This window comes from Candidatus Odyssella thessalonicensis L13, from assembly GCF_000190415.1.
GTDB classification, from domain to species: domain Bacteria; phylum Pseudomonadota; class Alphaproteobacteria; order Paracaedibacterales; family Paracaedibacteraceae; genus Paracaedibacter; species Paracaedibacter thessalonicensis.
Map to the genome: position 1 here is coordinate 131,272 of NZ_AEWF01000004.1, position 12,683 is coordinate 143,954.

12 protein-coding genes are annotated in these 12,683 nt (G+C 41.4%); 1 reads left to right on the forward strand and 11 read right to left on the reverse strand.

The genetic code is table 11. From position 1 onward, the window contains the following. Positions 1–25 precede the first annotated feature (25 nt). From HMO_RS0107785 to HMO_RS0107800, 4 genes are all read right to left on the reverse strand, one after another. Positions 26–757: a hypothetical protein gene (locus HMO_RS0107785; protein ID WP_010301014.1), complete on the reverse strand. Its 732-nt coding sequence runs from the start codon at positions 755–757 to the stop codon at positions 26–28. Next, on the reverse strand, positions 754–1,602 hold the full coding sequence (locus tag HMO_RS0107790; protein WP_010301017.1) for a hypothetical protein: 849 nt from the start codon (positions 1,600–1,602) through the stop codon (positions 754–756). Before HMO_RS0107790 ends, HMO_RS0107785 begins: the two co-directional genes overlap by 4 nt. 127 nt (positions 1,603–1,729) lie before the next feature. Then, positions 1,730–3,538 carry a hypothetical protein gene (locus tag HMO_RS0107795; protein WP_029448669.1) on the reverse strand — a complete coding sequence of 603 codons (1,809 nt, stop codon included), beginning with the start codon at positions 3,536–3,538 and terminating at the stop codon, positions 1,730–1,732. A 337-nt stretch (positions 3,539–3,875) separates the two neighbouring features. Beyond that, positions 3,876–4,610, reverse strand: a complete 735-nt coding sequence (locus HMO_RS0107800) for a hypothetical protein (protein WP_010301021.1) — start codon at positions 4,608–4,610, stop codon at positions 3,876–3,878. A 422-nt stretch (positions 4,611–5,032) separates the two neighbouring features. Here HMO_RS0107800 and HMO_RS0107805 point away from each other — a divergent pair, with 422 nt between their 5' ends. Further along, entirely contained in the window at positions 5,033–6,556 is a 1,524-nt protein-coding gene (locus tag HMO_RS0107805; RefSeq protein WP_010301023.1) for a hypothetical protein, read from the forward strand. 83 nt (positions 6,557–6,639) lie between these two features. On the opposite strand, the gene HMO_RS0107810 is transcribed toward HMO_RS0107805, so the two are convergent. The 7 genes from HMO_RS0107810 to HMO_RS0107840 all read right to left on the reverse strand — a co-directional run bounded on the left by HMO_RS0107810 (position 6,640) and on the right by HMO_RS0107840 (position 12,573). Then, positions 6,640–7,284 carry a hypothetical protein gene (locus HMO_RS0107810; protein ID WP_010301025.1) on the reverse strand — a complete coding sequence of 215 codons (645 nt, stop codon included), beginning with the start codon at positions 7,282–7,284 and terminating at the stop codon, positions 6,640–6,642. Between the two features lie 243 nt (positions 7,285–7,527). Beyond that, positions 7,528–7,791 carry an RNA chaperone Hfq gene (gene hfq / locus HMO_RS0107815; protein ID WP_010301028.1) on the reverse strand — a complete coding sequence of 88 codons (264 nt, stop codon included), beginning with the start codon at positions 7,789–7,791 and terminating at the stop codon, positions 7,528–7,530. Between the two features lie 77 nt (positions 7,792–7,868). Then, positions 7,869–8,516, reverse strand: coding sequence for an HAD family hydrolase (locus tag HMO_RS14310; protein ID WP_010301030.1), 648 nt, complete (start codon positions 8,514–8,516; stop codon positions 7,869–7,871). A gap of 1 nt (position 8,517) precedes the next feature. After that, a complete protein-coding gene (locus HMO_RS0107825) occupies positions 8,518–9,369 on the reverse strand; it encodes a D-amino-acid transaminase (RefSeq protein ID WP_010301033.1) in 852 nt (283 codons plus the stop codon). 18 nt (positions 9,370–9,387) lie between these two features. Beyond that, positions 9,388–10,665 (reverse strand): adenosylmethionine--8-amino-7-oxononanoate transaminase, encoded by a 1,278-nt coding sequence (bioA, locus tag HMO_RS0107830; RefSeq protein WP_010301037.1) that lies wholly within the window; start codon positions 10,663–10,665, stop codon positions 9,388–9,390. Beyond that, positions 10,659–11,279, reverse strand: coding sequence for a dethiobiotin synthase (gene bioD, locus HMO_RS0107835; protein WP_010301042.1), 621 nt, complete (start codon positions 11,277–11,279; stop codon positions 10,659–10,661). Before bioD ends, bioA begins: the two co-directional genes overlap by 7 nt. Positions 11,280–11,373: 94 nt before the next feature. After that, positions 11,374–12,573, reverse strand: coding sequence for a hypothetical protein (locus HMO_RS0107840; RefSeq protein ID WP_139016858.1), 1,200 nt, complete (start codon positions 12,571–12,573; stop codon positions 11,374–11,376). Between the last annotated feature and the right edge of the window lie 110 nt (positions 12,574–12,683).

Genomic DNA, 12,683 nt, shown 5'->3' on the forward strand with positions numbered 1-12,683 from the left:
TGAGAGTTAAATGGTTACCAGTTAGCTATATTGTAAGGGGATAGGAATCGTATATCTCTAACATAGCCGATGATCTCTTAAACCAGTCCTCTAGACTTTCATGGGGCAAAGTAACAGCAGTGGTTCCGGGCAAATTGGGGGCTTTAAAAGCAGAGGTAAAAAAATCGACGAGCATGTTGTTCTCAAGCGCAAACTCATAAGCAACCTTGAGGGTGCTATAAATTTGTTCAGCATATTCATGGGCCGGAATTCTTCGCCTCTGACATTCCCTAAAAATCTTCTCAATGTCATTATCGTCAGCACTTTCTATGCCCCTTAGGAATTTAACAAGTTGGCTATTACACAAAGCAAAGTTGTTCTCTAAGATATGCAGGATGGTGTCAAGACTGAAGTAAGCCTGCTGGTAATCATCCAAGGAGATCTGGGTGCTTCTCCATAAGGCAAAGAGTTGGCTACTAATTTTTCGGACCTTTTCTAAATGCTCCGGTAGAGCCACTTTAGCCTTAAGGGGATCACCGTAAAAAACAGCACCACCACTATTAATAAAGATAACCTCGCCTGTCGGCAGCGTCAGTTCTTGGGATAAATAGTGTTTAGATCGGGTTAACTGAGACGGTCCCCAAGTAAAAGACCGATAGGTGTGAGGCCCATTATCCTGCTTTGGAGGCTCTACGGTCTGAGGTGGCTCGCTATTTTGGAGTAGAAGTTGTATATGTTGAGTAGGCAAGGATAGAGGAGGGGTTGGTTCACCATTCACTGTCTTGCTGGTCGAAGGATGCCCCGTTGGTCTTTTTGTTGTCTTTCTCCTTTTAGCTGGTCTCTCTTTATTGGCAGCTGTCGTAAGGGGGGCGTTGAAGGAGTAAGCGAAGCCGTCGCTGCAGTTTTTTTATTCTCAACCATGAATAATTTATTGAACTTCTTTTCAATTCTCCACATTTGCTGCATATATAAGCGCTCTGTGCAGATGGTCTTAAGCTCACTCTCCTCCAGACTCTTTATAATGCGGTCAAACGTATTGGAAATCTTTTGCCGATTCTCATTAAGAAAGCGCCTAAAACTAATGGGGCACTCTATGCAAAAGTTTGAAGCCAGGTTGGAGGGAAAGGCTGCCTTACGGGACCGCGGTACCAGGTGGCGGCGCCCATAGCTGATAATGCCAATCAGGTAAAATTTTGAATAGCTTTGCTTGAGAGCTCTGATGGCAGTAATTTCAGCCGGTGGTATTGATTGGAGCGCACTAAAAAAGGCAGCATTAAACTGTTGTCCTAGAGTGGAGATATAGCTCTGCAAGTTAATAGGAGGAATATAGCTTCCTATCTTGTCCATAAAATTAGAACAATGGTGCTGAAATTCGGCCAGCCTACAAAGCTGCGGTTCGAAAGCAGAAGCAAAAGAGCAAGTTTGTAATTCGGGCGATGATGATTGTGGCGCTGGATCTGTGTCCTCACAAGCTGCTATACGTTGCATGCTTGCTTCTAAGACTGTAGCAAACCATTCAGGATTGGCTGTAACTCTGCGTAGTGTATCTGTCGCAAAGCTTAAGGTTAACATAGAGGTGAACAGAAGAGGATAGCTTAGAACCTTAATATTACTGTAAAACATTATATTAGTACCTTCCTTAAATAGCTTTATTTTTGAAATTTAGCTTTCTTGCCGGCGCAAGGTAATGAGGAGAGCCCAGATTACCACTTAAGTTGTTAGGAGCGGCTATATACGACTTCTCTGCTGATTAGGATGCGGTGTAGTCAGGGAGTGGTTTCGAATCCATGCTTTGCCTAATATATTTCTCCATTCTTAAGAGAAAATAGGAGGTTATAATTGCAAGATGTTTATTTTTGCAGGATTCCTCCAGAGACTCAATTGTTATCGGGGATGAGATTTTCTGAATATACTCTTGATAAGTTAAATTACCGAACCCACTTATTTGTACCTTTGTCTTTGCTTCCTCAAGACAGTCCTCTATTATTTTTTTAAATGCGCGAATATATCCTTCAGCTTCATAAAGGAAACATTTTAGTACCTTTTGACGTATAATCTCTTGCTGATCTTCATCGAGAGACTTAAAGCTGTCCTGGGCACACAAATAATTTCGATATTCGCGATAGGTTAAATTAGTTAAGCCCTTTACTTTGAGATGGGCCTTTAATTGATCAATTTTAGATTTTAAAAGAGAATAGCGAAAATTCCTGAAAATTGTCTCAGGACTAACTTCGCCCGATTGAGGAGTGGGCGATTTAGTTAAATCTTTAGGCACGCTAGAAGCTAATGTCGTTGAGCGAAGAGCCAAGCTTTGAGGATTGATAGATGATAAAGCGTTAGATAACATTCTCTGATTACCCGATGCTCCCACTTTAGTTAAAGTTGCTGCACTGTTAAGTGTTTGCGTGTCAAGGCGAGGACGTTGATAAGGGGGTGGGGTTTGTAAATCTGGGGAGGGGCTTCTTCGTTTAAATTGGCTGCTGGTATCAGTCCTTCTGGCTATTAATTCTGCCTTAAAAATGGTAGCTGGCGGCAGAAGAGGTCCGCTGAGGTTTCGGGAGTGTGCTGAAAACGGTGCAGGATCTCTTTCTTGTAATGGAGGGCTGTAACTGTTAACCGTGCTAATCTCTGGGGTGGGAGGAGCAGTTTCTTGGTGACGTATAGAAGACCAAATATTGGTAGCCAATGATGAAAGGAGGAAAGATTGAACAGATTTATCCTCATCCATATAAGGCTCACTAATCCCCGTCTCCGCTTTTACTTCTAAAGAAGTTGTCTCCCCTAATGGAAATAGGGATGATGTTGGAAAGATTTCAATTGGCTTATTATTTCTCTCTTCGTCATAAGGGATTAAAGCAAGCTTAACGCGACTTGTAAACGTAAGTTTAAGATTATTGACGGCCGCTTGATAGGTATGGTTTTCAAAGGTGCCATTATTAAAACCGATACGTGTAAATTCTGCACATAATTGATCGTAAAGCTTTTCAATTTCTAGTGTGGCTGCCATTAAAAACGCTTCAAAGCATTGGAAACTATTAATTCTTGAGTTAGGGGCCAGGCTTGCGGGAAATAAAGGGTATCGTTCTGGGAATAGGCTTTTGTAAAGGTGGCTGCTAAGACCAATAAAATAGAAGCGAGCATAATGTGCAGTATATAGTGTTTTATGGGATGGTGTTTCCGCATGAGCAAGTATTGATAAGAAGGAGGGATCAAATTGATTGCCAAAAATATTGATCGCACTGACAAGCTCTAGAAAGTTATCTAGCTCTGCTCCTTTATCCGAGCTCAAAACTGCTTGAGAAGGGCTAAGCAGATCGAGAGGGAATACACATAATTGCAAGAACTTTGGTAGTGCGGTTAAAGTAGGATTAAAAAGGGGGAGTAAACTTGAGACGTTGGACGTCTGTTCCGTGGACTGTGCTAATAACTTTTGTTCTTGTAAGTGGGGTGAAGAAGAGATTGAGGGAAGCTCTCCACTCGTTTCCATGCTGAAGCTTGTAGCGATAAAAATTGAATAATAACCAAACAATGAAGCATAGATAGATATCTTTCTCAGCATTATAATTCCTTACTATTTCTCATTTTATCAAAAATTAATTAGTTAGATAATTCTTGTTCATCCATGTCTCATATTTTTATAAAAATGCCCGAAATCTTTAGTAATAAACAAGCTTAATTTTGGAGAAGAGGTTAAAGGATTGAATTTACATGAGTAAGCAAGGGGTGCGCTTAGGATCTGCCAAGATAAATTGATTGTATATTATTATTGTCTACAAGGTCAGGAGGCATACAGGGATGCTTTTGAAAGAGGGGGATGCCCCCTCCTGCGTTTATCTATAAAGTAAAATTTGCCGCAGAAAGAAAGTGTCCGGCGACAAGAATGCAAGGCTTTATTTTCAATTAGATTCAAATTTTTCTGCAGAAGCTTCACTTTCCTCTTCTTCATCACTCTTTATCGGCATTAAAGACTCATTTGAAGCGCCTAACCTTCTTTTAAAAAATTGACGAGGATCTGCATTCTCACTATTTTGTCTTTTTCTTTTATTTTCGCTCACAACCAGGAAATGGTTTCCCTCTTGAGATAGGAAGTCACTTTCCGTTAATTGAAGAAGATCATTTGTTGAACCGTCTTTCTCATTAATGTTGTGATTCACAACAAATCCCTGTTCAAGGAGGTCAGAGGGTAAGTCTGAAAGAGAGTCTAAGAAAGTAGGCAGAACTTCTAGTTCAGGCGAGGGACAGATTGCTATTTCGGCAGATCTCAAATCAAGCTGATCTAAGGCAGGCTGGCTAGAAATGAAAGAAGACACAGGGGCGGGAAGATGGATAAGCAAGCTTTCAGCATCGACAAAAGGTAACCCTAGTGAGTTACTTTCGCCTTCTGCGCCTAAGCATTTTTTGAATTTATTTTCCAGCATGCTTAGCTGTTCTGGGCAATAAAGCTCACTTGTGACGCCCGGTGAAGGGACATCCGTATTGCCCCTTGCTTCTTTTTCTTTCAGCAGCAGATACTTGTATGCCAGCTCAGGATCCTCTTTAAGCTTAGCCTCAGCATCCATGCTGTAGCTTAAGTTGAAACTCGACAGGCAACTGATAAAAAATAAATTATAATAGTTACTTAAGTGGGCCATTTTTTAATCCTTCTTATTTATGAAATTATATTAATCTTTTTATGGCTTTATTTCTCATTCTTCTTTTTAGATGGTACTTTGTATGACATTTTTCAACCGAGCAAGAGATAAGAAAGACAATCAAAGACTTGCATGCCCTTATCTGCTTTGTCGGACTATTTAAGAAATGAAGTAAACCATAGCCCTTATAAAATTTACAGCGACTCGAGAGAGTTGATGAAATGTATAAGGCCGATAATTCATTAAAGCCGTGGGTAAAAGGATGACCTAGTGATCATCATGGCTAAATGCGGCTCTCTAACCGCAGTTTGTTCTGCAAAGTAAAAGTAACTTCTACCTTTTATTCAACATTAAAACAATTTAACATTTATTTTATTTAAATATAATTTAAAATCTGGAGAAGATATATGCTAAGACTCTGTATGTTCCTTTTTTTCACGGCTTTAAGCGCCGCGCTGCCAGCTATGGATATGCCTGAGAAGAAAGTTTTTACTGGAACTGATCTTAGGCAGACTCAACATGTGGAGATACCGCCGGAAAAGGATTTTCACCTCGATCTCTCTCTTAAAAGTGCTCAGCTGATAATTGAGAAAAGCGATGATGCTCTGATCCACATTACTGCTACGGGTGCAGAAAGTACCTTGAAGAATATATCCTATGTTAATGCATACAATAGACTTAGCTTGCAAGAAGAGACGATTGCTTCCCTCCAAGGGGGCAGGGCAGTTTCCCCGCTAGGAGGAGGGCGGTCTGATAGGATGCAAATGCGCGTAGTGTTTGGTGCAATAAAATCGAAAGGGAGTGCTGCCAACCTCTCTGTGCACATACCATCTTTCGACTCATCTATCGTCACCCAGCAGGAACTTGCGGCTGCTTTTGATGAAACAACGATAACAGACAAGCTGCAATTTAATGAGGTCATATTGTCAAAGGTAAGAATGAAGAAAGGTGTTTTAAGTCAGGGCACCATTGTCGCTGGATCTGTTGAACAGGCAGGAAAACTCTACGGTCTAGGTACTGTTTTTAAGAGAGGTATTGCTAGCCGTCCTGGGTGTGATCATTCCCTTCTGAATAGCCCTGCCTCCTCAATTTCTAAAGCAGCGAAAGTTAAGCTTTTATTGCCCACCTCAACCGATATGGATAACATTTGTTTGAATATTAAAGCTGAAGAAAGTTCGATAATTAAACTGAGGGATATTAAGGTTAAGCAATTGATGCTTAATTCTTCTGGGTCTGCAAAAACCACTGCCACCAACTTAACTGTGAAAAATATGAAATTAGTTGCTAAGGAGCGATCCGAGCAAAAAGTTTCTTTGACTGCGAATGCTTCAATTTCGAATTCCTCCCTCACGACCGAAGGTTATGCGGAAATTAGTCTGCAAGGAAATCATTCACTCCTTACCAAGTTCTTTGAAAGCCAGGGCAAAGACAATTCCAAAATTAATATTCAACACTTAAATATTTTAACTATCCCTTCTTATTTCTATCTATATGGTTACTCCAATATTGAAATGGTGGGAATTGTAGATCAGTTTGGGATCTTTGCGCAGGCTCATTCTTCTCTACAGCTTACTTCTTCGGATGATGCTCCGGCAAGGCTGAACAGTAATCCTTTACTGGTTAAGGATGATTATTATTCTAAAGCTGAAATTAGTGATTATGCTAAGGTGTCTATTGAGGGTTGGTTCAATAAAATTATGATTGACCAAAAAGGTCATGGGGAATTCATTCATTCGCAGGCAGAAAATATGGAAGCTTTGATTGTTCATGCTAAAAATTATTCCACATTTAATACACAAGCCACAATCGAGCGGGCAAGAATAGAAGCGCGAGACCATGCAACTATTAATGTTTATAAGGTTATCGATCAATTAGATGACAGTAAACGAGATTATGCCAAGATCCATGTCATCTATAAACCCGGTAAAGAGCCTTTTAAATTTTAAGATAAGCTGATAACCATTAAGAATGATTCATTTCTAAGGCGAGACTTTAACTCTCGTCTTAAAATATGAGAATATTCCTCTATTTAATATTCAGGAAGCGGGGCAAATAAGCCAGTTGCCCAATTAACCAGCTGACCTAAATAGCTTCTCGACGGAAGGGTTGCCTGTGTAAGGTCTTGGCTTTTTAAAGGACGTCCATTAGAAGGCATGGAGGGGGTGTCCAAAAGGGACGATGCGGACTGTAGAGCGTCCGTGGTTTGGGCGCTGAATAAAGGTAATGTCAAGGGCTTGTCAACAACTGGATGGATGGGCATGGTGCGAGTTATCTGAGTAATTAAAATATTCCCAGCTGCTTGTTGGATAAAGCGTTGCAAGCCTGCCTGGTTTAAAGGTTGGGTCTTATAGGTCTGCACACTTCTTTCACAGCGTTTTGTATAAGACACGATAAAATGGCAGGGGGTTTTAAACTGCTTGCTTCCTGGCCCAACTTGAGGGGCGTCCCTGTCTGTGTTTTCCTCGCTTCTGGTAGAGAATAAGGATGTCTGCCTGGTCGTCGTTAATTCTTCTTTCAAAATGGCCTCCGATTCTGGAACAATACCTTCGTTTTCAGACACATAAGAATAGCTAGGGGCTATATTTGCTCCAGGAATAATCGCAGCCCTTTCCTCAGCATGGCTGGGGGCTGAGATTAATAAGGTAAAAAGCAAAGAAGATTTTTCCGCTTGCATCTTTGATTCCTGTAAAAATATAAGTTTTTAAACTATCTGATATTCCAGGATCAATAGAAATGGATATTTTATGAAATTTTTAACGGAAAAAGAGAAAAATTAAAAAATGGAGATAAGACAATGGGGATAAGAAGTAAGGCAAGAGCTTAGGTTCCGAATTATCACCACTGTCCTATTAATATAGTCTGGCTTCAACGGGTGCACCGCTTTAAGGAAGCCAATAATAAAACGATAATTTGATGCTTAATCCACAATCTCTTCTGATTGATGCGTTGAGGTCCCTTCGAAGAGCTGTATGGGGCCTTGTGGCATCACCGTTGAAATTGCATGCTTATATACGAGCTGTGAATGACCATCGCGACGCAATAACATAGAAAAGCTATCAAACCAAGTAACGACACCTTGCAATTTAACTCCATTAATCAAAAAAACGGTTAAAGGTGTCTTGTTTTTGCGAACATGATTGAGGAAAACGTCTTGGACGTTAACTGGTTTATCAGTTGCCACTTGTGAACTCCGTAATTTATTTAAATTTTATTCATATTCCACGTTACGATGAATTTAGCAAAGTTCCAAGGGGGATTTCACAATTTTGCCAAAATTTTTTCGAGGTCAGAGCAATTTTTTATTGCTTGCTGATAACTTTTGGCTTCTTGATGAATGGAACGGATAGGTATTGGCCAGCACCCAATAGCTTCGGCACATTGCCAATCAACAGGAGCATCACCAATAAACCAAACATTTAAAGAGGGCACTTGCTGCATTTGCTCTAAGGCCAGACGAGCTGGCGCAGGGTCAGGTTTATCTTTTTCTGCATCACCGGCCCCAATAACTGCTGAGAAATAATGGTCCCACTTCAGATGACAGACTTCCTTTCTTAACGTATCCCCTTGCTTATTACTGACAAGACCCATGGGAATCTTCTGGACATACAGATATTCTATCAGGTCATGTGCACCGGCAAAGGGAGTGAGAAAGTCCAAGTGATGTTGATGGTAGTAATCCCTAAAAATGGACGACGCTTGTTGCCAACGCTCTCCAAAGAAAGCTGGTAAGCCATCGCGAGCTGAAAGCTGGATCGTTTGCTTGACCTTTGCTTCAGACCAAGGTTCCATACCAAAATGAGTCAGAGCCTTATTAAGTGAGGCACAAATCAGCGGCATAGTATCCACTAAAGTGTTGTCCCAATCAAATAAGATCGCATAAGGTTTCTGCATTTCAGAATAAGGCATATTACCCTCCAGTATAGTCCATGTATAAATTCATCAATTTCAAAGAAATTTCTCCGGGTAATCCTGAATTGATAACTGTTTCATCTATCTGGATGACTGGAGTAATTCCTGATACTGATGCTGATAAAAATACCTCTTTTGCTGCCTTAAGCTCAACGAGAGAAAAAGCCTTCTCTTCAACAGCGATATGATTCGCCTGGGCAAGGTTTATGATTCTGTGACGCGTAATGCCTCCTAAAATGCACTGGGCTAGAGGATGGGTTTGCAGAGCACCATCCGCACGGACAATCCAGACGTTGGTCGCGTTGCATTCTGTTACGGTGCCATCCGCTTGATACAGAATTGCTTCATAACATCCTTTTTCGGCGGCCTCTTGTTTGCCCAAAATATTGGGTAATAAGGATATGCTTTTAATATCAGGGCGAGCCCAACGGCTATCAGGTTTGGTGATAACCCTAACGCCGCTGGCTTTGCTTAACATGAGCTGGCGCTGATTCACGTGATAGGCTGTAACCACCACCACCGGCCGAAGGCCCGGATTGAAGCAATGTAACCGTGGGGCAATGCCGCGGCTAACCTGAATATACACCATAGCATCGTGAAGACGATTGAGGCGAATAACCTCGCGGCAAATATGAATTAAAGCAAGGCGCGATAAAGGGGCTGGGATCCGTAACTGGCCTAAGGAGTAATCAAGACGATCTAAGTGCTGATCCAGATCAATAAGATTGCCCTTGACTAAGACCATCACTTCATAAACCCCATCCGCAAACTGATAACCTCGGTCTTCAATATGGGTTGTGGCTTCTTGATGAGGCAGGTAGCGACCATTGACATAAGCAAATCTAGGCATTAGAAGTCTTTACTTTAGTTAGGATATATAATCTATAACCTTTACATATGCTGAGCGCAACTGTTCTGGGGTAACGCAGTAAGGGGGTAATGTATAAACGGTTGCTCCTAAAGGTCGGATATTTAAGCCGTTCTCAATAACAGTACGCTTAAACTTTTGCAATTGCTCTGGGTTAAAATTGCGCAGATTAAAGGCTAATATAGTTCCTTGTTGGCGGCATTTTTCAACACAGGGTACTGCCGATAAGGCCTCAGCCCAGTGCGCTTGAGCTTGGCTTAGGGTATTAATCTTGCTTAAAGTTTGTTCCTGCTTAAATAAGTCCCAGCTCGCAAGCGCCGCCGCACACGCCAAAGGATTAGCGGTATACGAGTGGCCATGAGTGAGAGCTTTTGCATAACTTGTCCCCAAGAATGCCTCATAAATTTGATTGGTACATAGGGTAACGGCCAAGGGTAAGAATCCACCCGTAATGCCTTTTGAGAGACACAAGAAGTCAGGATAATGTCCATTCAAGGTGTCACAAGCTAACATTTGGCCGGTGCGACCAAAGCCAGTCATAATTTCATCGGCTATGGTCAAAACTCCGACCTGTCGGCAGCGTTTTACCACGGTTTCAATAAAGCGAGGGCGACACATATGCATCCCGCTGGCCCCTTGGATCAAAGGTTCAAAGATAATCGCTGCCGTGCCCTGAGCATGGTCCTCTAAATACCTTTCTAGGCTTTGGATGGCTGCGGCTTCTTTCTCGTCGACGCTATCATCATTTATCCATGTGGCGGGGTAGGGGAGAAAGGTTACTTCAAGTAATAAATCAAAAAACGGATCATAGTAACCTGAGGTCTTGCCTACAGCCATGGCCCCAAACGTATCGCCATGATAAGCGCCAGTAAAGGCAACAAATTTAGCCCGTTTTTGTCCCTGATTAAGCCAAAATTGATAGGCCATTTTTAAGGCGACTTCGATGGCGGTTGAGCCATTGTCTGTATAAAAGACTTTATCATAACTAGGGGCAATTTGAAGCAAACACTCGGCTAAGTTGATCGCAGGTTCATGGGTAAAACCGGCAAACATGACGTGTTCGAGGCGTTGAGCCTGTTCGGCAATGGCTTTGGCGATATAAGGATGGGCATGACCGTGAAGATTAACCCACCAGGATGAAATAAGGTCTAGATACTCTTTGCCATTTTCATCAACCAAATAAGCACCGCGCGCCTGAGTAATAACAATCGGGGCATCAGCGGTATAATGTTGGGTGAATGGATGCCAGATGCAATGCTGATCTTTGGTTGCTAGCATAACTTTCTCTTTGGTTGGATGGTGGTAAGTTGGGATGAGTTTAAGGGGGAGAGAAATGGGAGATGAGCGATAATATGGGTGCCGCTATAGTATTCAAGCGAAAAAAGATTTTCCGGGTTATCTTTCCCCACTGCGATAATTCCCATTATGGGAATGGCTCTATTGGTTAAGGCTTCAACACTTAACAGGGTATGGTTCAATGTTCCCAAGCTGGTACGAGCCACTAAAATAACTGGAACTTTAAGAGCTTGAATGAGATCAATCATTAACTGATTAGCATTCAAAGGCACCATTAGACCGCCCGCACCTTCAATGATTAAGCGATTTTTATTCGGCAGAGCCTTATACGTTGCCAAGATATACTCAATATCAATGGTAATATCTTCTAACTTGGCTGCTTGATGAGGAGACAAGGGCGCTCTAAGTTCATAACAGCTCGCGATAATACTTTCCTCAGGACAGCTCGATAAGTTTTTAACTGTGTCACAATCACGTCCGTCCAAGGTGCCTGATTGGATGGGTTTCCAATAGGTTGCTTTAAGCTGGTTAACCAGCCAAGCAGATGCCACTGTTTTCCCCACATTGGTGTCAGTGCCGGTAATAAAATAAGTCATCGTTTAGCGGAAACAAAGTTACAGTTATTGCCTCAATATATACTCTATTTCCATTCAGCTTGGTAACCAGATTATCTGATATCCATAAAAAAGATCACCACCATCCGCCCCAGGACGTCGTCGATTTTGTTGAGGGAGTGCTGGTCGACGAAGAAACAGGCTGCCCATTCTGATCTGCTAGTGCACTCCAGCCTAATAAACTTGTAAAGGTACTAACACCCTCAGAGAAATTATTATCCACACGTTTAAAGTGATTTAATGTTTCCTCTTTAGCCACATTTAGACGGCTACTGTTAACTGCATTATCATAAAGGAAATCAAATAAGATGGGATAGCTGCGGGTGAATTGACTAAACTTTTCCTTCGTTCCCGAATCTCGGGCTCCAAGCCAGTGTAAGCTCTGGGTAAGAGCAGAGCGGTTATGTTCGTACCAGTATTTAAAAAAGCTGCAGCTTTCGATAAAGAAATTAATTAAATGGCATTCTAAGTTTTTTTGTAAGGCTCGGCGCAAATTATGGCTTCTAAAGTCGTTTAAGAATAAATCATTAAAACGCAGCAAATGTATTTGTAGATTGGTGGTAAAAATGAGCGATTTCTTTTGCCATATTTCCTGCGAGTCTTCGGTTTTAGGTTGGCAATATTTATAGAGCAATCCGGCGATTGTCGAAGAGTAATAACTAAAAATGAGATGAGAGATATTATCAGAGATATTCTTAAGAGTTTTATTAATTGTCTGAAGATTCCGTTTGTGGCGCGTTGTTACTTCTTGAGTGTCAGTTAAGATGGAAAAACTAATAGCACTCTTTTCAAGTAACGCATTTTTTAGATCGCCTTCAAATGCCTCTAAACTTAAATTGATAAGATCTTCAATGGTGCTTAAGTGATCAATGAAGGTCATACTGTTAATATCGAGCTCATGCTCATCAACACCCTGGTTCTGCATGATAAAGTGCACTAAGCTATTCGTATTAAATTTGCGACGGGCCTCACTTTCTTCTTGAAGCTGTTTAAAGGTTTCGCCAATACGTTCAGTATACTCATCCTCGGAATCAGAATAATCACTACTGGCAGCCCCCGACGTATCATAAGCTTGCAAAGCAAGGCTATAATCACTGTTTTTTCTCACCTCTTCTAAGTGATAAAGACTGGTGGAGGGGGGAAGGGAGCCATAGGAAGTTCTCGTCTTTTTCTCAAAGTCCCTTGTCAATTCATGAATTGATGGTGGTTCTGTACCCGCTACCAAGAAAGGAAAAACAATAAATCCAGGGCTAAATCGTAACATTATTCCAAACATAGGGCCTCCATCTTTCATTTTATTCCTGATCTTATCAAGAATAAGTAAAAAAATGATGAAATCAAAGAATTTAGTAAAACTGTATAAATTTTACCCGCCTTTACACCTGC